This is a genomic window from Treponema lecithinolyticum ATCC 700332 (assembly GCA_000468055.1).
Lineage (GTDB): Bacteria > Spirochaetota > Spirochaetia > Treponematales > Treponemataceae > Treponema_C > Treponema_C lecithinolyticum.
In genome coordinates this window covers 25,368-47,480 of record KI260566.1, presented here as the reverse complement: position 1 = coordinate 47,480, position 22,113 = coordinate 25,368, and the positions used below count along the sequence as shown (strand labels likewise).

Below are 22,113 nucleotides of genomic sequence, written 5' to 3'. Positions count from 1 at the left end.
CGTGAATTGAAACTGAGGGTACCAATATTACCGGTATGTACCGGGAAGTCGCTCCCTCACGGGAGCGTGAATTGAAACTGTTTAACCGTCGCTAGCGGTCAAACAGTTTGTGTCGCTCCCTCACGGGAGCGTGAATTGAAACTGCGAGTGCAGCTGGGAAAGCTATCGGCTTAAGTCGCTCCCTCACGGGAGCGTGGATTGAAACGGATAAACTCTTTTTTGGACATCCGAACCCTTCCGAGTCGCTCCCTCAGGGAGTGTGAATTGAAACATCTGCGGGCGTTGCCGAAACAACGACACCGAATTTCAACCCCTTATCTGCGCTTGAGTCGACAATTCCGCCGATTTTGAGGTAACCTTCCTGCAAAGGTACAGCCTGCGCAGTAAGATTAAGGTCGCCTCGAAAACCGATTGCTAATTTCATGTTTTTATCCATTTGTTACCTTCCTTTTGCCATTTCAAAAAGCGCGCCCAAACTGCCTTCTGTCGGCTTAACCGCCCCGCCGAGCGTTACCGGAATCTTAGGCGCGCCGTCCGTTGTTATTTCGTCTTTATTGTCATTTGCATTATCATCGGAACCCGCTTCTTCTTGTGCCCGTTTTTTTACATATTGGTAAATTTCTTCTAATGTCGGACTTTTTTTAGGTTCTTCATCTTCGACTTTTTTTTCATCATCCGGTGCTTTGGTTTCATCTACGACTTTTTTTGTAGAATCATCATCTGCATCGCTCGTCGAAGTGTCCTTTTTAATCTCGTCTTCACCCGCCGTACTGTCAGCATCCGCTTTAACCTCGGGCGCATCCTGCAATGCTTCGCTATACAGTTTTTCAAACTGTTCGGCAACCGCACCAGCGGCTTCCGCAGCAACAGCAGCATCTTGGCTTTTGACCTCTCGAAAATCTTCAAGATAGCGTAAAAGCTGTGATTTTCCGTCGCTTTCCGGCAGTTCATCTGCAAGCTTTTTCAGCTCATCAACTCGAGTTCCGATATCTTCTGCTGATAAACTATCTTTTTTTTCGATAAGCTCATCAAGCTTTGATTTAAAGGAATCGGAGTTGCTGTCGGTTGTCATAAGCCGCCTTTTTGCAGCCATAAACAAACCCGTTAATAATTTCATAATTACCTCCACCTATATAGTCATTTCTACGGCGCGTACAAATCAAATATCGTGCCTTGTACACGCTCAAAAATTGTCTTGCGTTTTTCCACGGATTGTGTTATAGTATTTGTAGGGCTTCCCGTGACAGTGGCTTGATAGACGACTTTTCCGTCTGTCGTAGGCTGCCACCTTTTGGAAGCCTTATTTATTTCATCAAGCTCCAACGAATATATTCTATGTCCATTTTCATATGATTCTTTTACGGTTATAAGCGCATCAATCGGTTTATCACTTTTAAGTTTATCTTGTGAAATAAAACGTTTTATATTTACATTAGGGTCACCATGTTTCTCATCTGGATGAGCAACAACAAGTCTTGCTTTTTTATATAATTCTACAATTCTTCCGACTGCTTCAAAGTGTTCCGCAGACGAGAAACCGTTATCAAAAGACTTTTGAATTGCTTTTCCACTCATCATCTTATTCAAACCTTCTGATGAAATGCTTGCGGCAATTCCTGTTGCATCGTTAGGCAAGTCTTTTCCCATAGAGCTTTTTAATTTTTCTTTTATCTCTTTCCTGTACTCGTCGTTGCGCTTCTTTTCGCTCTGACCATCTCCTTTTTCGCCGCCCTCTCCCTTGCTTACAAACCGCCCGTTGCTTGGCGAGTGCTCATTTCCGTTTGCATCCTGCTCATCTTTTGTCATGCGTACGATGTCAAATATCGTTTGCCGCTCTGGTTCTTTATCGAGCACTACGGCGTCCTCACCGCCGCGCCCGGACGGAAGTAACGCAAGGTGGTTTACATCGCAGATTTCTTTCATCACAATGTCATAGCTCTCGCCGTGAGGGCTTTTTCCCTGCTGCCATTCAAAGGTTGCAATGTACCCCGGACTTAACTGTTTTTCACCTCGCTCGTATGCGCCCTGTGCCTCATCGTCATACAGCAGCACGTTACTTCGGATACCTATTTCGTCCTTATCATCAAGGTAGTCGATAAACGGGTTTTCTCCCGTGTAGCCAATGGTAAGGTCACGAAAATTACGGCTATCAACCAAAGCTGATGGGTGATGATGCGTCAATGGCAACAACTTAAACTTACTGCACGCAGCCGCTAAAACATTTGCCGGTCGATACACCTTGTATATGTCTTTTTTCTGTGCCCATTCGGGAGCACCGTCTTGATGCGGAAACGGGAGCCGGAAAGTCTGTCGATTTGCCGTACTTGACTTATAAGACAATCTTTTCTATTATAACGATGAGGTATACTTACCATTATGAAGAAAGTTGTTTCCGGCGCATTGTTTTTGTTTTTAACCGCTTCTTTTGCGGTATGTCAGTCGTCTATATTGACGGTAAGCGCTTTTTTTAAAACGGTATCGGAAAAATACGGAACGATACAGGATTACGAAGCAGATATGAGCATAACGGCAAATAAAAACGTTATGCATGCACGGGTGTCGTTTAAACGGCCGAATTTACTGCGCATAGATTTTTCCAATCCGGAAACACAGGTTATCGTTTTTAACGGTGAACAGTTAACCGTGTATTTACCCGGTCCCCGAGCTATATTGAGTCAGTCAATTGAAAGCGGCGGATCCTCTTCGGGTGCTCATTTGGCAACTCCTCAGGGTCTGACTTTGATGAACCGTTACTATTCGGTTGCTTACGAAACAGGGCAAGAAGCTACAGCACTCGATCCCGATACGGCGGGTACTGCCGCAGAAGAAAAAGTGGTAAAATTGCTTTTGTCCCGAAAAAACGCATCCGAGGGCTTCCGTACTATAAAGCTTGCAATTAATCCCAATACCTTACTTATACGGCGGGTGGAAGCTGTTTCCGCATCGACCGGAGAAGTATTTAAATTTGATTTTTCCAATTATGCACTCAATCAAAACATTCCCGATACGCGCTTTTTATATGACGCTCCGTCGTCGGCAAACACATATAACAACTTTCTTTTTATGGAATAAGGTAATAAATTTGTATGGAAAATTTCGGTGCTATTTTACGCAAAAAACGAGAAGAAAAAAATATTACGCTTGAAACCGCATCCCGCGATACGGTTATATCAAAACAGTATTTAACTGCGTTGGAAAACGAAAACATCGATGTGTTTCCCGGTCATACTTACGTTACCGGTTTTTTGCGCAATTATAGTGATTATTTGGGTACGGATACCGAATATTTACTAAAACTGTTTCACGGAAAAGTTATTCAAGAAGCACCGATTCCCGAGGAATTGATTATTAAACGCCATTTGAGCCGCACATGGTGGATAGTTATTATTTCGGCAAGCGCAACAGTTTTTGCGCTCCTTACTTTTTTAATTGTTTACTTTACCGTCATAAAACCCAAATCGCAGCAGCTTTCTTCCGCCGATTTAGGTAAAGAAAAAAAACAATCTTACACCCTTTCTTCCATACCGTTTCAGCGGCGCTTATACAAAGGCGATTTTATTAAAGTTCCGTCTGCCGACGGTCCGGTAACGCTTACGGTTGCGCAAACGGTAAATGCGCTTGCATTTGATACTCCCATCGGTACGCAGTTTGTAGAATTGGGCGAAGAGCTTGAAATGGATGTTGACGGTAAAGGCGGCTCCGATATCGTGGTGTTTTTGTCCGATATTTCAAAAGCGGATGAAAATTTAGGTGCAGAAGTACGGATGTTTGCCAAAGCCGGAAAAGCCGCTTCCGCCGATGAAAACGTAGTTAGTGCCGGTTCGGTTTCTTTGGAATCGGGTGAAGTATTAAAAGAAGGTACAAAACAAGTTGTTATTTTACAAGACAACCGCGCTTATCCTTTTGCGGTAAATGCCAGCTTTAGGGGCGTATGTTTGTACCGTTATAAAAGCGACAGAAACGATGCGGCTGAAAACTTTTTTATTTCAGGCGATACTTTAAAAATGCAAGCGCAAAACACTTTGCGTTTGTGGATTTCGAATGCCAATACCGTAAAAATGCAGTTAATCGCTGACGGTAAATCCTACGATTTGGAAATGGGACATCCCGGACAGGTTTCTGTTCAAGACATACGCTGGATAAAAGAAGCAAACGGTGTGTATAAACTGACGGTAGCGGAAGTTGACTAAAGTTATGCACGGCTGCGCAAAACGGTTTTTTCTTGATGAACACGGCTGTGCTAAAAATCAAGTAGATGCGGAACTGATTATAAACCGCTTGAAAAAAAAAGGCTGGCAGCAAACGGAAAGTCCGGAAAATGCGCAGCTTATTGTCGTTAATTCTTGCGGTTTTATAGAAAGTGCAAAAAAAGAATCACTAGATGCCGTGTTGACGGCGCGCCGAGCTTATCCGGATGCTAAGATACTGTTAGCCGGCTGTCTTTCGCAGCGTTATGCCGGTGTTTTTAAAACGGAACTTCCCGAAGCCGACGGCATATTCGGTAACGGCGATTTAAGTTTATTGGATGATGTTGTTGTCGACATTGAAAACGGAAAGCGTCCGGTTGTTACCGCTGAGCAAAAAGGCGTATGCATCGGAGAACGCAATACGCTTTTGAGTTTTCCCGCATCGGTGTATGTTAAAATAACGGAGGGTTGTAACAACCGTTGTTCATTTTGCGCTATTCCGCTGATACGCGGTGTTTTGCGCAGCCGAAGCGCCGATGATATTGTTTCGGAAATAAAAACGCTTTACGATCGCGGCATATTTGAATTTAATTTAATCGGACAGGATTTGGCAGCTTACGGATGTGACGATGCGCCTGCGGGCAATTCGGCTGCCGCAGAGTATGCAAAAAGCCCCAGTCCTTTAAGTCTTTTGTTAAAGAAGATTTCCGAGTTGGAAGGTGCTTTTTGGCTGCGCCTTTTGTACATTCATCCCGATCATTTTCCGCGTGATATTTTGCCCGTGTTGCAAAACGACAAGCGTATTTTGCCTTATTTTGACATTCCCTTTCAGTCGGGAAGTACAGCTGTACTCAATGCTATGAACCGTTCGGGAAATGCCGAAAAATATGTGCATCTGGTACAAGATATCCGTAAAGCTTTGCCGGATGCAGTGCTCAGAACAACTTTTTTATGCGGCTTTCCCGGAGAAACGGATGAAGATGCGCAGCATACGCTTAACTTTTTAAAAACTGTACAGCCGCACTGGTCGGGCTGTTTTGCATACAGCAGGGAAGAAGATACACCCGCTGCATCGCTGAAAAAAAGCATTCCGGATAAAACGGTACAAGAACGGATACGGAAACTGCAAAAAGCTCAGCAAAAAATAACCGAAGAACTTTTAGAATCTTATATCGGGCGCACATACGAAGTGCTTGTTGAAGAAGTTGTCGGTGTGCAACTTGTTTCGGATAAAAAAAATGATGATAGCAAAAAAAGTGCCGGCATGCTTACCGGTAGCGCCAAAGCGCTTGAAGGCAAAGCATTTGACGGCAAAAAGGCGCCGGATTTTCCGAACGCTACTGAGGATCAAGACAGCGCTTTTGCTTTGGCGCGTTGTCCTTTTCAAGCGCCTGAAGTAGACGGCTCATGCGTTATTCTTTTAGATGCTTCAAACGAACGCGAAACAAATGCCGTTTTTCCCGGAGCGCGGGTAATTGTTACCGTTGTAGGGGTGCGCGGGGTTGATGTGGTGGGGAGATTGTGCTTATGAATGCGGACGAGTATTTAAGTGTTTTAAATCCTGAACAGCGTGAAGCTGTTGTGCACGAAGGTTCGCCGCTTTTAATACTTGCCGGAGCCGGTTCGGGCAAAACGCGGGTGATTACCACTAAAATAGCCTATCTTATCGGCGAAAAGGGTATAGATCCGCGCTCCATTTTAGCGGTAACGTTTACTAAAAAAGCTGCCAATGAAATGGCAGAGCGTGCCCGTCTTTTGCATGAGCAAGCAGTGCATACCCCCATCCGCACTTTTCACTCATTCGGTGCGTGGTTTTTGCGTATGTTTGCAGAACAAGCCGGCATAGCCCCGAACTTTACCGTATATGACGACAACGACACGGTAACGCTTTTGACAAAGGCGGTACCGTCTTTGTCCGGCAGGCAAGCATCTCACTTGGCACATAAAATCGCTTTGGCAAAGGATTATTGCCTTTTACCCGATTCACCCGATTTAGTGCACATAGAAAGCGATCCGGATTTTCCCGAAATATACGATACGTATCAAAAACGCTTAAGAGAAACGGGAAATACCGATTTCGGCGACCTTATTATGCTTCCCGTGCTTACGCTCAGTACAGACGAAAACATCCGTTCCCGTATGCACTACCGCTTTAAAGTCGTTATGGTTGACGAATATCAAGATTCGAATACCGCACAGTTTTTGCTGCTTCAACAGCTTGCAGGACCTTCCACCTATGTATGCGTAGTAGGCGATGACGACCAATCGATTTATAAATTCCGCGGTGCGGAAGTAAAAAATATTTTAACTTTTCAAGAACGCTTTCCCGGCACATCGGTTATCCGCTTGGAGCGTAACTACCGCTCCGTTGAACCGATTTTGCACACGGCAGATGCCGTAGTACGCAATAACAGCGAACGTTTGGGAAAAACATTGTATTCGCAGCGGGGAAAAGGTAAGCGCCCCGTTTTAACTTTTTTGCCCGCACAGGATGCGGAAACCGCTTTTTGCGCCGAACTGATTCAAAAAGCCCGCGATGCCGGCTGCCCGTATGCCGATTGGGCAGTGCTTTACCGTACCAACGCTCAGTCTTTAGGATTTGAAACCGAATTTTTACACCGTAAAATTCCGTATACGGTAGTAGGCTCGCTTAAATTTTACGAGCGTGAGGAAATAAAGGATATTTTGTCGTTTTTGGCTTTTATTGCAAACCCCAAAGACGAAGTCGCTTTTAGGCGCATTGTTAACAAACCTGCGCGCGGGGTAGGATCCGTTACCCAAGATAAAATAGTTGATGTTTCACGCTCTTCTTCGCTTAATTTTTTGGAAGGCTGCCGTTTGGCTGTAGAATCTCTTTCGAAAAAAGCTGCAGCTTCGGTACACAATTTTATTGCGCTTATGGAAAGTTTTGAAAACGAAATCGGGTACGGACAAAACTCCGCTCAAAATGCCGGTACTGAGCCGCCGGACAATGTCCAGCCGGACAATGCGCCGTTAAACGGCAATGAACTCGGTATAAATACCGCACAAAGCGGCTCGGCAGCATTTGCAGCTTATACAGGCGAGCGCTTATCTTCTTTTATTGAACGGGTAGTTGAAAAATCTTTGCTCGGCGAACACTACAGCGCTCAAGATGAAATTGCCGGAACACAGCGTACGGCGAACATGCAGGAATTGGCAAACAGTGCCGTTTTATACCCTAAAACCCGCGCGGGACTTTTGGATTTTTTAGACCACATAGAACTCGACCGCACCCTTGAAAATTCAGATGAAAACGATGCACAGCGCGATGCGGTTACCCTTATTACTTTGCACAATACAAAGGGGTTGGAATTTCCGCGCGTTATTATTACCGGTCTTGAAAAGGGGATATTCCCCCGTGAAGGCAAAGACAGTGAAGAAACGGAAGAAGAGCGCCGCCTGTTTTACGTGGGAATTACCCGCGCAAAAGATGAACTGTATATGACTTGCTGTGCGATGCGCCGTTTGTACGGGCGCACCGAATACATGGAGCCCAGTCCTTTTTTATATGAATTGGATGAACAAAATATTGAAGTTTTAGGAAAAACTCCTTACGGCTTTTTTTTGCATAATGCAGGGACAAACGGAACCGGCAGACGTACTACGGCTGAAAAAAACGGCGCGCACGGAAAAGACGGCGCAAAAGGAAACACAAGTGCGCAAAGTCCTTTGGAGCGGCGCTGGGCAAAAGGGGTGCGGTTGTTTCACGACGAATGGGGCTACGGTTCCATCACATCCGTTGCAGGCGGCGCCTCTGAAGGCGGAACCGACGACGAATACGTTATTACCGTCCGCTTTGAAACCGGTGCGGAAAAACGTTTTATGCCGAAATTTCAAGCACACAGTTTGTTGATTGTAAAAGATTAAACGCTCAATTAATCCGCCGTGCGGCGTTTTAATCTTTTAATCTATGCGTTTAATCTATACCGAATATGGAAGCAAAAACTTTAAGAGCTCCGTCCGATTGACTTGCAAGCACTTTTTTAGTCAGCAATTTTCCTAATTGAACGCCTTCTTGGTCAAAACTATTTATATTCCATAAAAAACCTTGGAACATAACTTTATTTTCGTAATGAGCTAAAAGTGCTCCCAAAGAAGCCGGGTTAAGCGTTTTGCCGTATATAAGACTGGACGGGCGCTCTCCGGTAAATACTTTTGCCGGGTTTTCATCGTCTTTGCCGAATGCAAAAGCCGCTATTTGTGCTGCAAGATTTGCACACAATTTTTTTTGACCGCTAGAGCCTTCCACTTGTATGTCCTTTTTGCTTTGACTTTCCGTAAAGCCGATAAACTGCAGGGGAACGATGTCCGTTCCCTGATGGAGTAATTGATAAAACGAATGTTGACCGTTTGTGCCCGGCTCTCCGAAAATTACCGGACCTGTTGCGTAATTAAGCGGCTGTCCGTTTCGGTTTACCCGTTTACCGTTTGATTCCATATCCAATTGCTGTAAGTGGGCGGGAAAGCGGCTTAACGCTTGGCTGTACGGAAGAATCGCCGTAACCGGATAGCCTTGTACATTGCGTTCGTACACACCGATTAACGCATCGAGTAAAGCGGCGTTTTTTGTGATTTTTTTTTCGCACGCTTTTTTGTCTTGCTCGTGCGCACCGTTTAAAAATTCTTCAAAGGTTTGCGCGCCGAATGCAAGCGAAAGTACTGCGCCGCCGACGGCAGATGATACCGAATAACGGCCGCCGATAAAATCATCGATATAAAACGAAGCAAGGTAGTTCGGGTTGTTTGCAAGGGGGCTGGTTTCCGACGTAACGGCAATCATGTGCTTGGCACAGTTTAAACCGGCTTGTTCAAGAAAGCTTTTAACAAACAATTCGTTTGCAAGCGTTTCTTGCGTAACTCCCGATTTGGATACCAAAATAAAAAGCGTGTGAGCCAAATCAACCGAAGTACACACACGGCTTGCGTCATCAGGGTCTACATTTGAAATAAAATGGGCGTTCATTTTTAGTGTGCCGTGCGCTTTTGCCCATTCTTCCAAAGCAAGGTATACGGCGCGCGGTCCTAAATCGGAACCGCCTATGCCGATTTGTACTACTGTTGTAAAGCGCTCACCTTTTTCGTTGCATACGGCTGCGCTGTGCACTTTTTGTGTAAAATCGGTAATTGCGCGCTGTTGGCTTAGGTAAAATTCGCGTGCGTTTTTTGTGCTTTTCGTATCGTAATAAACGTCGCTTCCTAATTGACCGCGCAGCAAATGATGCAGTACTTTACGGTGCTCTCCGGTATTGATAACTTCTCCTTCGTATAAAGCTTTGAACTTTTGTACCAGCTGCGCTTCATCGGCAAGTTCTTGCATAACGGATAAGATTTGCTCATTTACTTGTTTTGCCGCATAGTTATAAGTTAAACCGCCTGCTTGTGCTATCGAATAGCGCTCAGCTCTGCTTTCATCCAGCTCTTTTTTTAAGGATACCGCTCCTTTTAGCGATAACAGTTTTTTAAACGATAGCAATGTATCAAGATTTTGCCAATGTAATTCCATAATGAGCCTCTTTTAGTGTTTTACGATTGTGTTTTATTTTACTATAGTTCACCTATCTAATCAACAATCCGCTTTAGTAAATTTTTTTCAGTGTTTTGCCCAAAAGAGTAACCATTTTAAACTTGTGTTTTTTATTAATTAGCGAAATTATTTATCAGGGAGTTTGTTGATGAAAAACAAAAAATTAAATGTACGTTTTACCATGTGGTTGGCATTTTGTACGTTATTTTTTACGGTGAGCTGTTCTTTATTTTCTTTCGGTGCAAAAGAAAACAAAATGTACGATGAAATGAAAATGGTAACCGTAAGCGGTGAAAAAGTTGCAGTGCAAGATCGGCACGACGTATACACCGATCGCAGCTTGGGCTACGGGTTTATAATACCGGAAAAAGTAAATCCTTTGGTTGAACAAGGTATTATGGAAATTTATTCCTATGCGGATTGTGTAACGTTTTTGGATTTTTATTCGGCAAAACGCCAAAAGCTGTTGGAAAAGCTCAATCCGGAAACGGTAACCGACGAGCAATGGGCAGCTTTTACTGCCGAAGCGATAAAATATTCGTTTCCTCTCGCGTGTGTAATCCGCGTTCCCGCAAATGCGGATGCTATGTCGGAAAGCGCTCAAATATACGAACATGTAAAAAACATGTATAAAAACGTCGAAAAAATTGCAGAAACGAAAGAGAATACCTATTATGTTGCATACAATACCGATTATTCGAAAATCGATCTTTCCGACGAAGAAAAAGCAAAAGCCGATGAGATTTTAGCCGGTATAGCGGACTTTAAAAAGAATGTTTTTGTGTTTCCCCCCGTTTCACAAATGGCTGCAAGCGGCGCTATGGGTATGGCAGACGGACAAATGAGCGGTCTTTTCGGTTCTTTTTCCGCACAAACGCTCGATGGTCGTACGGTAACGCAGGATATTTTTAAAGATTACAAAGTAACGATGATAAACCTGTGGGCTACGTGGTGCGGTCCGTGCGTGCGCGAAATGCCTGAATTGGCAAAGCTGCATAAAGAAATGCTGCCGGAAGGGACTAATATGATATCGGTGTGTTTAAACGCTTCGGACGACACTGCTGCGGCAAAAGAAATAGTTGATACCGTGTCGGCTTCGTTTACAACGATTATTCCGAATGCAACTTTATTGAAAACTTTAAACCGTATTTCGGCAATTCCGACAACGCTGTTTGTTGATTCTGAAGGTAAAGAAATCGGAAAGCGTATAACCGGTGTTCCCGGACGGGACGCTGCAAGCGCGTATGCAAAAGCTTTGCAGGAAATTGCAGCTCAGCAAAGTATGTAATCGGGACGGATGCGATTATGTTCGTGTATAAATATAAACGGCGTTTGGGCTTTACACTGCTTGCAATCGGATTGGCTTTTGCCGCTTTCGGTTTTGCTCGCGGCGAAAACGATACGGTTTTAAAAAAAGCGGTTAATATTTGTCTTGAATGTATCGGTATCGGATAACGAATGATGTTTAAAAAGAAAATACAAAAAGGCGCCGTAAAGCGGCGCCTTATACAGATTTCATCTTTTGCGGCAACGGACGGCTACGTTGCGGGTTTTATCCGCGGCGATATTTTTAAAGGCGCTTCAAAACAAATGTGCGTGCCCGGCTTAAATTGTTATTCGTGTCCGGGTGCCGTCGGAGCTTGTCCGATCGGGGCGCTGCAAGCGGTTGCCGGCAGCAAAAAACACGGTTTTAGCTTTTATGTTACCGGTTTGCTTATGGTGTTTGCCGCCGTTTTCGGCCGCTTTGTGTGCGGTTTTTTATGCCCGTTCGGCTTTTTTCAGGATTTATTGCATAAAATTCCGCTTCCCGGTTTAAAACATCCGTTAACGAAAAAAAACCGCATTAAAGTACCGACTCGTTTGGATAAAATTCTGCGCTACGGAAAGTACATTGCTTTGTTTATTCCCGTGTTTGTGCTGCCGGCATTGTTAAAAAACCGCTTCGGCATAGGCGATCCGTATTTTTGTAAATGGGTGTGTCCTGCCGGTATTTTGGAAGGTGCTTTTCCGCTGATGATAAAAAACGAAAGCATACGCCAAGCGGCGGGCTTTTTGTTCGGATGGAAAACTTTGCTGCTTACGGTAGCGGTAACGCTTTCGCTGCTTATTTATCGTCCCTTTTGCAAATACCTGTGTCCGCTGGGCGCTTTTTATGCGCTGTTTAATAAAATCAGTTTGTACCACATGGATGTGGACACGGCAAAGTGTACAAGGTGCGGAGCATGCGAAAAAGTGTGCCGGATGGACGTAAAAGTAATAGAGGCATTAAGAAAAGGTACTTTTTCGGGACCGTTTTTGGCAATCGATTCTGCCGAGTGTATTCGCTGTCACGATTGTAAAAATGCATGTCCGCACGGTGCGATCAGTTCCGGATGGAAAAAATTAAAACCGATGTCCGCTCCTGCATGCTCCGCGTGTCACGGCTGCAGTTCAAACGGATAAAGCTTCGCAAGCGCTAAGCTGGGGATGCCGCTTCGGCAAGGTTCGTTCGGTTCGCTAAGATTCGGCAAAGGCACAAAGCTTACCGGCGCTACCGTAACTGAATGTTTTCGATAGTGTATGTGCCGTTATCTACGTGCAACACGTGGCACATACCGAACTGCCCGAGCGCTTTAACGACGTGTTCTTGGAAAGGACCGTAATCGTAAAAAGCGCCCGCGTGGTAGTGTCCGGAACAGTACAGCTTAACGTTTGTGCGCGCAAAAAGCGAAATCAATTCTGCCCGTTCGCGCGGATTGGAAAGGCAAAAGTAAAAGATTCCGCCGCCGTACAGCGGGTAGTGGGTAAATACCAATTTCGGTTTTGACGATTGGGCTAACTTGTCTTTTAAGTCGTAAAATTGCGGGCGCCCCAGTGTTCCGCTTGCCGTATCCAAAAAATACCAAATAAAGTCTTCGGTTTCAAAATAGTACGTACTCGTATGCGGCGGGCATGTTTTTTTCCATAAATCCCAACCGGAATTGTACACGTCGTGGTTGCCGACTACATTGTATACGGGAATACCTGTCATTTTCAATTTTATTCTTTGTTGAAAAGCGGCAAATTGATCGTATTCGTTTGCCGTTGCGTGGTCTACTACATCGCCGAGCATAATGCACAGTTTGGGAAGTCCCTTTGTGTTTATGTAATTATCTAACCATGCAAAAAAAGCCTCTTCGGGTACGCTGTAATTGTCGTTTCCGAAGTGGGTGTCGGCAATAAGCAAGCAGTCGTACTTTTTGGGTTTTGGCGTGGGCGGCACAGGATTGAGCGTGTCCGGAGGAGCAATTTGTTGAAACGACGTACTGCGCTGGTCTACCGGATTATTGCGCCACAAGATTTCCTGAAAGCCGAATTTGCATGCGCTTGCGGTGAGTGGGATTAATATAGCGAGTGCGGCAAATAAGAGTGATGTAAAGCTTTTGCGGCGCGCTGCACTGCCGCACGGTACGGTACTGCATTTTATATTATTCATAGTAACTTTTTACCTCTTTAGAATTCTATGCCCCAAACGGAACGCACGACAAAATTTTCAGGGTAGCCTGAAATCGTAAACATATCCGAATATCTGAGCGAACATGCAAGTCCTGCAAACATTCCTTTCGGCAGCAGCTTCCCGTTTGATTTATACGTGATGCCTGCGTTTATCGAAGGGTTTGCAAATATCGGGTAACGGAATGTTTCGTACGAACTCATTCCAAAATCGATGAACCACTGTTTTGCCGCTATGAGCGTAAATTGGAATGCCATAGTTATCGTGGAATGATCCGTTACAATAGGCTTAATGCCGCTTACGGGAATAACGAGCTTTTTAAACAAATACCCGCTTTGCAAATACAGCATAAAAATATCCGGTAAGCGGAACGTGTATTCAACTGCGGCGTTTAAATCGTGCTCGGTTCCCACGTTGTACATATTGCTTATGTGGTAGCTTAAAGCCGGCCCTGCGCGGTGATGGGTAAAGTTAAGCGGCGTATACAGCGCTTTAAATGCCAAGTCGGTATTCGCCGACGTACACTGCAAGCCCGTGTCGATTTGTACGTAGGGGGTTTTAAACTGATAAAATCCGTCAAAATACAAAACGTTCGGTTCAATTCCTTTGCGGATATTCGACGAAAGTGATGCACTTATCGTGTGCGTATGCTTTTTGTCTTCGCCGTACAGTTGCAGCGTAAAAAAAGAAAACACATAAACGGTTAAAAACGAAAGTACAAAAAGCGCAGGACGTATACATTTATAATTCATAATACGCGCGTATTATAACGGCAACGAAAAAAAAGGTCAAACGCTCGCGGCGTCTTGTGTAACAGCTCTGTGTGCGCCGTGCACCAGCCATTTATTGCTGCGGTAGTAAATCGTAAACATAAGTGATGTGATAATCCATGTAATCGGATAGCTTGCCGCTACGGTTAAAAGCCCGGGTTTTATCGGAACGGCAATTGCAATCCACACAACACGCAGTAAACAAATACCGCTTGCCGAAATAAGGGTAGGGATGAGCGATTTTCCCGCGCCCCGTATAGTACCTGCATATATTTCAATAGGAACAAAGCTGATAAACGTCGGCGCTAAAAATCTTAAAACAGCTAAGCCCTGCGCAATTACCGCAGTGTCCGAAGTAAAAAGAAGGTATAAGTGTTTGCCGCATACACGGAAAAAAACGGCTAACAATACGCTTGCTGCGCCAGCCATTGCCATGCACTGCCGGCTTCCTGTTTTTATGCGCTCGTAGTTTCCCGCCCCGTAATTTTGCCCTGCAAAAGTGGTCATGGCAATGCCGAATGCGCTTACGGTCATCCAATATAAACTGTCTATTTTTCCGTATGCAGCCCATGCGGCTGCCGTGTTTGTGCCTAAAGCATTTATGCTGGTTTGAATGAGTATGTTGGATACGGTATACAAAATGGATTGAATGCCGGTGGGAAAACCGATACGGAGCATGGCTTTAAGTATGGAAAAAGTAAAGCGAATATGCGTAATATACAGCCGATAACTTTTGCGCGTTTTACTCAGCGAAAATGTTACCATTAACATGCTTGCACACTGCGACAGTACGGTAGCCCATGCCGCTCCTGCAATGCCCCAGCCGAAAACACCGATAAACAGCAAGTCGAACACAATGTTTGCCGCCGTCGAAACGATTAAAAAGTACATCGGGCGCCGCGAATCGCCTATAGCACGGAAAATGCCCGCCCCCATATTGTACGCCGTTAAAGGAATTGAACCGATAAAATAAATGCGGATATACACGAGTGCGTGGGGGAAAATCTCTTGGGGCGTGTTCATAAACGCAAGTGCAGCAGGCGAAAACACATAGCCCACTACGGTAATGATAATGCCGCTGCATACGGCAACTGCAAAAGCCGTGTGTACGGCACTGCGCGTTTCTCTGTGTTTGCCTGCACCGTAAAATTGCGAAATAATAACCGCGGCGCCCGATGAAACGCCTACAAAAAAACCTACCAGCAAGTTGATCAGCGTACCTGTTCCGCCTCCAACGGCGGCAAGCGCTTCTTTACCTAAAAAACGTCCGACAATAATTGCGTCTGCAGTGTTATACAGCTGTTGAAAAAAAGTGCCCAGCAAAATGGGAAAAAACAAAGATAAAAGCTGTTTCCAAATTACTCCGCCGGTAATATCGGTTTTCATAATTCATCAATATTTCATTAAATAATGGTCGGTTTCCCATTGGCTGACGCGCATTTTATATTCAGCCCACTCTAATTTTTTTGCTTCTATGTATTTTTCGCTTACGTGTGAGCCGAGTACGTCCAAAATAAAGCGGTCTTTTTCCAATTCCGCAATAGCTTCTTCCAAAGAAGAAGGCAGACTTTCTACTTTGCGCCGTTTTCTTTCCCGTTCGGACATTTCGTATATATTACCGTTTACCGGTTCGCTCGGCACAAGTCCTTTTTTTATTCCCTCAAGTCCTGCGGCAAGGATAACGGCAAGAGCTAAGTACGGGTTTGCCGAAGGGTCGGGGGAACGTAATTCTATGCGTGTGGATTTTCCTCGCGCAGTGGGAATGCGGATAAGCGGGCTGCGGTTTTTTGCCGACCATGCGATATGCACGGGAGCTTCTTGACCGGGTACCAAACGTTTGTACGAATTGACCAAGGGGTTGAGCACCGCAGTCATTCCCTTTATGTGTGCCGTAATTCCTGCAATAAAAGCATAAGCTTGTTTGCTCAAACCGTTGACGTCTTTTTCGTCGCAAAAAATATTGGAACCGTTTTGTGTTATCGAAAGGTTTACGTGCATGCCGCTTCCCGCTATGCCGAAAACGGGTTTGGGCATAAAGGTTGCATGCAGTCCGTGTTTGTGGGCAATCGTTTTTACGGCAAGTTTAAATGTCATAACTCTATCCGCCGTTTCCAAAGCGCCGCCGTATTTAAAATCGATTTCGTGCTGACCGGGGGCGCATTCGTGGTGTGCCGCTTCGATTTCAAAGCCCATTTGTTCAAGGTTTAATACAATATCGCGGCGCACGTCCTCGCCCGGATCTACCGGTCCCATATCGAAATATCCGGCATCGTCGAACGTGGTAAGTGTGGGTTTGCCTTTGTCGTCGGTGCAAAATAAAAAGAATTCGCATTCCGGTCCGACATTAAACGTGTAGCCCATCTGCTGCGCTTCGTCCAACACACGGCGCAATACGCGGCGAGGACATCCTTCAAACGGCTTCCCGTCGACATTGTATACATCGCATACCATGCGGGCAACGCCTTCGGGAGCAGCTCTCCAGGGGAAGGGTACATAGCTTGTTATATCGGGGCGCAAATACATGTCGGACTCTTCAATGCGGACAAAGCCCTCTATCGAAGAACCGTCAAACATACATTGATTGTTCAGCGCTTTTTCAAGTTGACTGACGGTAATCGCCACATTTTTAAGCGAGCCGAGAATGTCGGTAAATTGGAGCCGGATAAAACGGATATTTTGCTCTTTTGCAAGCTGAATGATTTTTTGCGGGGTAAAAGACATTGCGCTACGTTCCTCGTATTGCGCGATTATATCAAAAGAAAACCCGAGTGTCTATAAAACGCTTGTCTTTTGCTTTGCATTGTGCTGGCAGCATACACTTGTCGGGCGTGCAGCAGGAAAATGCAGAGAGAATAGTCCGTTGAAAAGAGCTCATCTTCTTTGTATAATAAAAAAATGGATGAAAAAACGGATGAGTATATACTGCCGAGAGTATTTTTAAACAAAGGAGAAGAAACGGAAATCCGGCAAGGTTTTCCGTGGGTGTTCGACAATGAAATCGCCTTTATAAAAGAAAACGGTAAAAATGTGGAAAAAACGCCGCTTTCAAAGACGACGCTTACGGACGGGTGTGCGGTAAATGTATTTTCCTTTTCGGGCTGCTACGAAGGAACAGGTATTTTTAATAAAACATCGAAGATTACCGTGCGCTTTTTGGTAAAAGACAGCGCGTTTGAACATCATTGCAGTACCGAGCCGTTCGGTTATGAATTTTTTTTACAAAAAGTACGTGATGCTTTGGCGCTGCGTGAACCTTTTTACGCTCCGGACGACTCGTACCGTTTAGTGTTCGGCGAAGCCGATTTTTTGCCGGGTTTTATTGCCGAGCGCTATGCCGATGTTAACGGCTCGGTGTATTTGGTTGTGCAGTTTTTGGCATTGTGTACCGACGTGTACCGCGATTATATTGTACGCGCATTAAGCGAATGCTGTGCTCCCTGCTTTATTTACGAGCGGAGTGACGCTCCCATCCGTCAAAAAGAAGGATTGCCTCTTCGTTCCGGTTGGATAGGAAAAGCCGCTGACGAATCGGTTACAATAAAAGAAAACGGCGTTTTATTAAAAGTAAATATCGCTTCGGGGCAAAAAACCGGATATTTTTTAGATCAAAAAGAAAATCGCAAGCGGGTTGCCTTATTGGCAAAAGATAAAGAAGTGCTCGACGCTTTTACTCATACCGGAGCTTTCGGGTTAAATGCTGTTTTAGGTGGAGCAAAGCAAGTAACGGCGGTCGATATATCCGAAGACGCTGTCCGGCAAACCGAAAAAAATATAGAGTTAAACGGCGCGCAAAAGCGCATGATGGTTGTGCAAGCCGATGTATTTGATCTTTTAAAACGCTGTGAAAACGAAGAGCGGCGCTTTGATATGATTATTTTGGATCCGCCGGCGTTTGCAAAAAATGCTCAAGCTTTGGATAAAGCATACGGCGGTTATAAAGAAATAAATTTGCGCGCTCTTAAACTGCTGCGCCGAGGCGGAATACTGGTCAGTTGTTCCTGCTCTCAGTTTATGGAACCTCCCGTTTTTTATTTTATGCTTTCTCATGCCGCCCGCGACGCCAAAAAACAAATACAGATTATGGAAAAGCGCGGTGCCGGTCCGGACCATCCGGTACCTTTAGGTTATGCAAAAGCCGAATATCTTAAATGCGCCGTGTGCCGGGTGCTGTAGCGGTGAATACTTTAAAAAAAACTGCACTTGGTTTGCCTGAAAATGTAAATTGCCTTGTCGTATTGGGACCGACTGCTGTAGGCAAAACAGCCCTTGCAGTCCGCCTTGCCGAACATTTTGGCGGTGAAATTTTATCTTGCGATTCGCGCCAAGTATACCGCGGTTTGGATATAGGTTCGGGAAAGGATTTATGCGAATATACCGTTCCCTATCATTTAATAGATATAACCGACCTTTCAAAAGAGTATTCCGTTTTTGATTATCAAAAAGATTTTTACCGCGCTTTTACCGATGTAATTTCACGGGGGAAATTGCCCATTATAGCAGGCGGCACGGGGTTGTACATCGATTCGGTTGTACGATCGTACCATATGCAGTGCGTACCTGAAAATACCGAATTAAGAAAACGTTTGGCATACCTTTCCGATGAAAAATTGATTGTACTTTTGCGCGATTTAAAGCGTTTTGCCGGAAGCGATTTACACAACAGCACTGATATTACTCAAAGAAAACGTTTGATACGGGCTATAGAAATAGAAACCTATAACGCCGAATCCGGCGAAGCAAAAACGCAGACAAACTGTGTCGGCAACACGGAAGCTAAAAAGCAATCTAACATCACGAGATCGTCAAATAAAAGCGGCATTCCCGAAGTGCGCCCCTTTATTTTAGGAACTTCGTTTCCGCGCGATATACTGCGCCATTTTATCCGCCGCCGTTTAAAAGAGCGCATGCAAAACGGTTTGATAGAAGAAGTTGAAAACTTGCACCGAAGCGCACCGGGGATGGCAGACGGCGTGAGTTGGGAACGCTTTGACCGTTTGGGACTTGAATACCGTTTTGTGTCGCAATTCCTTCAAAAGGGAGACTTTTCAAAACAAGCAAAAGAGGAATTGGAAACACGTTTAGGTATTGCGATCGGACAATTTGCCAAACGGCAGGAAACATGGTTTAGAGGGATGGAAAAAAAAGGCGTTGTAATACATCATTTGGCGCACGACGGAAGCGAAAAAGATTGTTCGGTTGAACGGCGTTTTGCATATGCTCTTGTTTTATTAGAAAAAGCTGCGCAAGAGCATTCCAGGCGTTTGCAATAAATGCGTAATAAAACGGTAAAACATGAAAGATGTTGTTTTTTTGTACAATAAAAAACGCTCTTTATTTTGCGGCGCAAAAAAATCCGATACGGTACCGGATTCGATATCCGAGCCGTTTGTAATACCGCAAACAGCCGAAGCGCAGTTTCCTTTAGCGCCTGTTGCCGTCGTAATTCCCGCTTGCAGCGAATATCCCGGAATCTTAAAAACCTTTGAAAGTATAAAAGAGTCTGCCGTCTATGCTTATAATAAGATCGGGCGGAGCAAAAGCTTTAGTTCAAAAAAAAATGCCGACAGCGAAAACGGAAGCGATGCTGGCGGCGGAAACGGCAACGGCGCTATGCATCAAACTTTGTGTACCCTTGTGTGCGTGGTAAACAATCGCTGCGATTCTCCTGACAAAATAAAAGAAAACAACCGGCTTTTGCTGAACTGGGCTGAAAACAACGCCGTATCTTTTTGTTCCGCTTCAAGTGCAGGTTTTGCACTCGGCGCTATAGGCACTGCCGAAAAACAGAAAACGCTTTCTTTAGTATTTTTAGACTGCGCAAGTAAAGGACACGAAATGCCCTGCGGGAACGGGGTAGGCTGGGCGCGCCGTTACGGTATGGATTGGGCTGTGCTGAACGGCGCCCGTGTGATTGCTTGTATGGACGCGGACACAACGGTAAGCCGCTCGTATGTGCGTGCGTTGCAGGACTTTTTGCTGCAAGTTACCGGCGCCGAACAAAATGCTCATGCGCCGCCTGCAGGTGCAATCACTGAATTTTTTCATCGAAAAACAAAAGAGCCTGTGCTGCAAAAAGCAATAAACGCGTACGAGTTTTTTATAAAAGAGCACAGCCGGCGTTTATACAAAGCCGGTACACCCTTTTATCCGTATGCGCTCGGACCGTCGATTGTGTGTTCCGCATGGGGCTATGCTTCGTGCGGCGGTATGAACATGCGTTTATCGGGTGAAGATTTTTATTTTTTGCAATCGCTTATTAAACTGCACATTCAGCAAAGTGCGCGCTTACATGCGTGCGAATACTCTTCGGCTTCAGCAGCGCTCTCTTTTTGCGATTTCCCGCTTCTTAACTGCGCCGTATATCCTGCAGCCCGTCTTTCGCAAAGAACGCTGTTCGGCACCGGGCAAAAACTCTATGAGCTTACGCAAAACAAAAACGCTGAAATTCCGTCTTTGCTGTATCCGGATGAAGTGTATAAAAAAATAAAAAAATTGATGAATTTTGTACATGTATATATGCGCAATAACGATAGCCGTGTTTTTTATCTAAAAGTGAAAAAAGAACTTCCCGATGTTTATAAGTTTTTTGAAAAAGAAAAATTCTTTGAAGTGTGGGAAAAAATACAAAAACAAAACCGCAAAAATACAAGCAAACGGGAAGCTGCTTTTTATATTTGGTTTGATGCTTTAAAAATTTTGCGGCTTATCCATTATCTTATGCGCTGACGGCTGCAGCCATCGGTGCTTCTATTTTAGTTAAATAACCCGTTCTGATACAACTGTCGAACAATACTTTACTTATAAAATCCGTAGTTACTTCTTCATAACCGTCTTTGTCACGGACAATCCTAATTACAAATCCGTCCTCAAGTTCTTTTTCAATACTCATGTAGTCATTGCAATTGTGGCTTTTCAGCGCATAGTAATTTGTCATACTTCCTCCCGATTGTGTATAATCGATTAATTCGACATTATTATTTTCGGGTTTTTAGAGCAAGGATATTAGCTTTTTTTATTTGATTGTGTTACAGTGCAGTATGCTGTTTGCCGATGCGCATATACACATTACCGATCTTAAGCGCTGGCAGCCGTTCACGTACGGCGCCGATATGTCTCCCGTGTGCTCGTGTGCGCATTCAAAAAACGAATGGAATGAGCTTTTGCGTGTATCTCGTTTATATCCGGATTTTGTTGTATGTGCTGCAGGTATTCATCCGCAAAATCCGGATGAAAAGCTTATCGATTTTTTAACCGAAGCGCTGGAAAGAGGAGAGGCTGCTGCAATAGGGGAGGCGGGATTCGATTTTTTTACGCCGGAGTATAAAGCGCGCGAAACGGAACAAGAGCTTATATGGGAAGTGCAGCTTGAATTGGCGCAGCGCTTTCAAAAACCGCTTGTTATACATTGCCGCCGCGCGCTCGACCGCTTGTTCCGCGACAGCAAAAAACTTTCGCGGCTTTGCTCGGTTATATTCCATTCGTTTCCCGGTTCTCCTATGGAAGCATTGTCGTTTATTAAGCGCGGCGTAAACGCCCGTTTTTCTTTCGGCAAACCGCTTCTAAATGGAAATAAACGCGCTTTATTATGTGCGGCACAGCTGCCTTTGGATATGCTGCTTGGGGAGACCGATGCGCCGTGGCAGCGTTTAAAAAACGAAAGCGCGACACTGCCGTCCGATATACAAAAAGTATACGAAAAAGTAGCTGAGCTTCGCGGTTTGCCGATTGAAAACTTGTGTGCTCATCTGTACGCCAATTTTAAAGATTCGTTCGGATTGCATTAAGCGCAGCGTTTGTTTTGCGGTATAACATATCCATTTGTTCGCACGCTTTTGCAATATCGCCTTGTGTTTTTTCTTTTAAAATATTTTCCAATTCTTGAGCTGCTTTAAATAAAGCTTGTGCCCCTAAAGCACCTGCAGCCCCTTTCATACGGTGTACGTAAGAAGCTGCGCTTATTTTACCGTCTTTGGCTATCAGTTTTTCCAAAACGGTTTTATCGAACTGTTTTTCTTCAAACCAGCAATCGAGCAGGGTTTTGTATAAATCTTTATCGCCGTCCAAGCCGGCAAGCGCTTGAGAAAACTCAATCGATATATTTTCTTCCATATCTCTTCCTTTGGCGGTTATTGTAGTATA

At 44.7% G+C, this 22,113-nt stretch carries 21 protein-coding genes and 1 CRISPR repeat array (1 of these 22 cut by a window edge); of the genes, 11 read left to right on the top strand and 10 right to left on the bottom strand.

The features are described from left to right. A CRISPR array of direct repeats spans positions 1-205; the repeat unit is 31 nt; unit sequence GTCGCTCCCTCACGGGAGCGTGAATTGAAAC; it reaches 214 nt to the left of the window's first position. A gap of 45 nt (positions 206-250) precedes the next feature. From HMPREF9193_RS11545 to HMPREF9193_RS06775, 3 genes are read right to left on the bottom strand one after another with little or no spacing between them, the layout of a single operon-like run. After that, positions 251-436, bottom strand: coding sequence for a hypothetical protein (locus tag HMPREF9193_RS11545; protein ID WP_021687354.1), 186 nt, complete (start codon positions 434-436; stop codon positions 251-253). 3 nt (positions 437-439) lie between these two features. Further along, positions 440-1,117 carry a hypothetical protein gene (locus HMPREF9193_RS06780; RefSeq protein ID WP_021687353.1) on the bottom strand — a complete coding sequence of 226 codons (678 nt, stop codon included), beginning with the start codon at positions 1,115-1,117 and terminating at the stop codon, positions 440-442. Between the two features lie 26 nt (positions 1,118-1,143). Then, entirely contained in the window at positions 1,144-2,340 is a 1,197-nt protein-coding gene (locus HMPREF9193_RS06775) for a DUF2213 domain-containing protein (RefSeq protein ID WP_021687352.1), read from the bottom strand. Positions 2,341-2,376: 36 nt separating this feature from the next. On the opposite strand from HMPREF9193_RS06775, the gene HMPREF9193_RS06770 reads away from it, so the two are divergent. Genes HMPREF9193_RS06770 through HMPREF9193_RS06755 form a run of 4 tightly spaced genes read left to right on the top strand, consistent with a single transcriptional unit; the run spans position 2,377 to position 8,075 of the window. Further along, a complete protein-coding gene (locus HMPREF9193_RS06770) occupies positions 2,377-3,072 on the top strand; it encodes a LolA family protein (RefSeq protein WP_021687351.1) in 696 nt (231 codons plus the stop codon). A 14-nt stretch (positions 3,073-3,086) separates the two neighbouring features. Beyond that, positions 3,087-4,190, top strand: a complete 1,104-nt coding sequence (locus HMPREF9193_RS06765; RefSeq protein WP_021687350.1) for a helix-turn-helix domain-containing protein — start codon at positions 3,087-3,089, stop codon at positions 4,188-4,190. Positions 4,191-4,194: 4 nt separating this feature from the next. Beyond that, positions 4,195-5,718, top strand: coding sequence for a MiaB/RimO family radical SAM methylthiotransferase (locus tag HMPREF9193_RS06760; RefSeq protein WP_021687349.1), 1,524 nt, complete (start codon positions 4,195-4,197; stop codon positions 5,716-5,718). After that, positions 5,715-8,075, top strand: a complete 2,361-nt coding sequence (locus HMPREF9193_RS06755; RefSeq protein WP_021687348.1) for an ATP-dependent helicase — start codon at positions 5,715-5,717, stop codon at positions 8,073-8,075. Before HMPREF9193_RS06760 ends, HMPREF9193_RS06755 begins: the two co-directional genes overlap by 4 nt. A 49-nt stretch (positions 8,076-8,124) precedes the next feature. Here the strand turns inward: HMPREF9193_RS06755 and HMPREF9193_RS06750 are convergent, their stop codons facing one another. After that, positions 8,125-9,711, bottom strand: a complete 1,587-nt coding sequence (locus HMPREF9193_RS06750) for a glucose-6-phosphate isomerase (RefSeq protein ID WP_021687347.1) — start codon at positions 9,709-9,711, stop codon at positions 8,125-8,127. Positions 9,712-9,880: 169 nt separating this feature from the next. Between HMPREF9193_RS06750 and HMPREF9193_RS10840 the strand changes: the two genes are divergently transcribed. Genes HMPREF9193_RS10840 through HMPREF9193_RS06740 form a run of 3 tightly spaced genes read left to right on the top strand, consistent with a single transcriptional unit; the run spans position 9,881 to position 12,174 of the window. Next, positions 9,881-11,020: a TlpA disulfide reductase family protein gene (locus tag HMPREF9193_RS10840; protein ID WP_021687346.1), complete on the top strand. Its 1,140-nt coding sequence runs from the start codon at positions 9,881-9,883 to the stop codon at positions 11,018-11,020. Between the two features lie 17 nt (positions 11,021-11,037). Then, positions 11,038-11,187, top strand: coding sequence for a CD1871A family CXXC motif-containing protein (locus tag HMPREF9193_RS11310; RefSeq protein ID WP_021687345.1), 150 nt, complete (start codon positions 11,038-11,040; stop codon positions 11,185-11,187). 3 nt (positions 11,188-11,190) lie between these two features. Next, positions 11,191-12,174: a 4Fe-4S binding protein gene (locus HMPREF9193_RS06740; protein WP_021687344.1), complete on the top strand. Its 984-nt coding sequence runs from the start codon at positions 11,191-11,193 to the stop codon at positions 12,172-12,174. A gap of 88 nt (positions 12,175-12,262) precedes the next feature. Here HMPREF9193_RS06740 and HMPREF9193_RS06735 read toward each other — a convergent pair whose 3' ends face one another. Genes HMPREF9193_RS06735 through glnA form a run of 4 tightly spaced genes read right to left on the bottom strand, consistent with a single transcriptional unit; the run spans position 12,263 to position 16,695 of the window. After that, a complete protein-coding gene (locus tag HMPREF9193_RS06735) occupies positions 12,263-13,186 on the bottom strand; it encodes a metallophosphoesterase family protein (RefSeq protein ID WP_021687343.1) in 924 nt (307 codons plus the stop codon). A 17-nt stretch (positions 13,187-13,203) separates the two neighbouring features. After that, on the bottom strand, positions 13,204-13,956 hold the full coding sequence (locus HMPREF9193_RS06730) for a hypothetical protein (protein WP_021687342.1): 753 nt from the start codon (positions 13,954-13,956) through the stop codon (positions 13,204-13,206). Positions 13,957-13,992: 36 nt separating this feature from the next. Further along, positions 13,993-15,360 carry an MATE family efflux transporter gene (locus tag HMPREF9193_RS06725; protein WP_021687341.1) on the bottom strand — a complete coding sequence of 456 codons (1,368 nt, stop codon included), beginning with the start codon at positions 15,358-15,360 and terminating at the stop codon, positions 13,993-13,995. Between the two features lie 6 nt (positions 15,361-15,366). Continuing rightward, positions 15,367-16,695, bottom strand: coding sequence for a type I glutamate--ammonia ligase (gene glnA, locus HMPREF9193_RS06720; protein WP_021687340.1), 1,329 nt, complete (start codon positions 16,693-16,695; stop codon positions 15,367-15,369). A gap of 174 nt (positions 16,696-16,869) precedes the next feature. Between glnA and HMPREF9193_RS06715 the strand changes: the two genes are divergently transcribed. The 3 genes from HMPREF9193_RS06715 to HMPREF9193_RS06705 are packed head-to-tail and all read left to right on the top strand — an operon-like array spanning position 16,870 to position 20,700. Then, positions 16,870-18,147, top strand: coding sequence for a class I SAM-dependent rRNA methyltransferase (locus tag HMPREF9193_RS06715; RefSeq protein WP_021687338.1), 1,278 nt, complete (start codon positions 16,870-16,872; stop codon positions 18,145-18,147). A 2-nt stretch (positions 18,148-18,149) separates the two neighbouring features. Beyond that, positions 18,150-19,244 carry a tRNA (adenosine(37)-N6)-dimethylallyltransferase gene (locus HMPREF9193_RS06710; protein ID WP_245565497.1) on the top strand — a complete coding sequence of 365 codons (1,095 nt, stop codon included), beginning with the start codon at positions 18,150-18,152 and terminating at the stop codon, positions 19,242-19,244. A 22-nt stretch (positions 19,245-19,266) separates the two neighbouring features. Next, positions 19,267-20,700: a hypothetical protein gene (locus HMPREF9193_RS06705; RefSeq protein WP_021687336.1), complete on the top strand. Its 1,434-nt coding sequence runs from the start codon at positions 19,267-19,269 to the stop codon at positions 20,698-20,700. Here the strand turns inward: HMPREF9193_RS06705 and HMPREF9193_RS06700 are convergent. Beyond that, positions 20,690-20,935, bottom strand: coding sequence for a hypothetical protein (locus HMPREF9193_RS06700; protein WP_503465790.1), 246 nt, complete (start codon positions 20,933-20,935; stop codon positions 20,690-20,692). The genes HMPREF9193_RS06705 and HMPREF9193_RS06700 overlap by 11 nt on opposite strands. A 76-nt stretch (positions 20,936-21,011) precedes the next feature. Between HMPREF9193_RS06700 and HMPREF9193_RS06695 the strand changes: the two genes are divergently transcribed. Then, positions 21,012-21,758, top strand: coding sequence for a TatD family hydrolase (locus tag HMPREF9193_RS06695; protein ID WP_021687334.1), 747 nt, complete (start codon positions 21,012-21,014; stop codon positions 21,756-21,758). Here the strand turns inward: HMPREF9193_RS06695 and HMPREF9193_RS06690 are convergent. Beyond that, complete coding sequence (locus HMPREF9193_RS06690; RefSeq protein WP_021687333.1) at positions 21,733-22,083, bottom strand: Hpt domain-containing protein; 351 nt, start codon at positions 22,081-22,083, stop codon at positions 21,733-21,735. The genes HMPREF9193_RS06695 and HMPREF9193_RS06690 overlap by 26 nt on opposite strands. Positions 22,084-22,113 lie beyond the last annotated feature (30 nt).

Excerpts from the sequence above, each read along its gene's own strand:
- HMPREF9193_RS06690 (WP_021687333.1), bottom strand. The coding sequence starts at position 22,083 with ATGGAAGAAAATATATCGATTGAGTTTTCTCAAGCGCTTGCCGGCTTG.
- HMPREF9193_RS06750 (WP_021687347.1), bottom strand. The coding sequence starts at position 9,711 with ATGGAATTACATTGGCAAAATCTTGATACATTGCTATCGTTTAAAAAA.
- HMPREF9193_RS06715 (WP_021687338.1), top strand. The coding sequence starts at position 16,870 with ATGGATGAAAAAACGGATGAGTATATACTGCCGAGAGTATTTTTAAAC.
- HMPREF9193_RS06760 (WP_021687349.1), top strand. The coding sequence starts at position 4,195 with ATGCACGGCTGCGCAAAACGGTTTTTTCTTGATGAACACGGCTGTGCT.
- HMPREF9193_RS06770 (WP_021687351.1), top strand. The coding sequence starts at position 2,377 with ATGAAGAAAGTTGTTTCCGGCGCATTGTTTTTGTTTTTAACCGCTTCT.
- HMPREF9193_RS06765 (WP_021687350.1), top strand. The coding sequence starts at position 3,087 with ATGGAAAATTTCGGTGCTATTTTACGCAAAAAACGAGAAGAAAAAAAT.
- HMPREF9193_RS06695 (WP_021687334.1), top strand. The coding sequence starts at position 21,012 with ATGCTGTTTGCCGATGCGCATATACACATTACCGATCTTAAGCGCTGG.
- HMPREF9193_RS06730 (WP_021687342.1), bottom strand. The coding sequence starts at position 13,956 with ATGAATTATAAATGTATACGTCCTGCGCTTTTTGTACTTTCGTTTTTA.
- HMPREF9193_RS10840 (WP_021687346.1), top strand. The coding sequence starts at position 9,881 with ATGAAAAACAAAAAATTAAATGTACGTTTTACCATGTGGTTGGCATTT.
- HMPREF9193_RS06740 (WP_021687344.1), top strand. The coding sequence starts at position 11,191 with ATGATGTTTAAAAAGAAAATACAAAAAGGCGCCGTAAAGCGGCGCCTT.
- HMPREF9193_RS06755 (WP_021687348.1), top strand. The coding sequence starts at position 5,715 with ATGAATGCGGACGAGTATTTAAGTGTTTTAAATCCTGAACAGCGTGAA.
- glnA (WP_021687340.1), bottom strand. The coding sequence starts at position 16,695 with ATGTCTTTTACCCCGCAAAAAATCATTCAGCTTGCAAAAGAGCAAAAT.
- HMPREF9193_RS11545 (WP_021687354.1), bottom strand. The coding sequence starts at position 436 with ATGGATAAAAACATGAAATTAGCAATCGGTTTTCGAGGCGACCTTAAT.
- HMPREF9193_RS06705 (WP_021687336.1), top strand. The coding sequence starts at position 19,267 with ATGAAAGATGTTGTTTTTTTGTACAATAAAAAACGCTCTTTATTTTGC.
- HMPREF9193_RS06725 (WP_021687341.1), bottom strand. The coding sequence starts at position 15,360 with ATGAAAACCGATATTACCGGCGGAGTAATTTGGAAACAGCTTTTATCT.
- HMPREF9193_RS06780 (WP_021687353.1), bottom strand. The coding sequence starts at position 1,117 with ATGAAATTATTAACGGGTTTGTTTATGGCTGCAAAAAGGCGGCTTATG.
- HMPREF9193_RS06735 (WP_021687343.1), bottom strand. The coding sequence starts at position 13,186 with ATGAATAATATAAAATGCAGTACCGTACCGTGCGGCAGTGCAGCGCGC.
- HMPREF9193_RS11310 (WP_021687345.1), top strand. The coding sequence starts at position 11,038 with ATGTTCGTGTATAAATATAAACGGCGTTTGGGCTTTACACTGCTTGCA.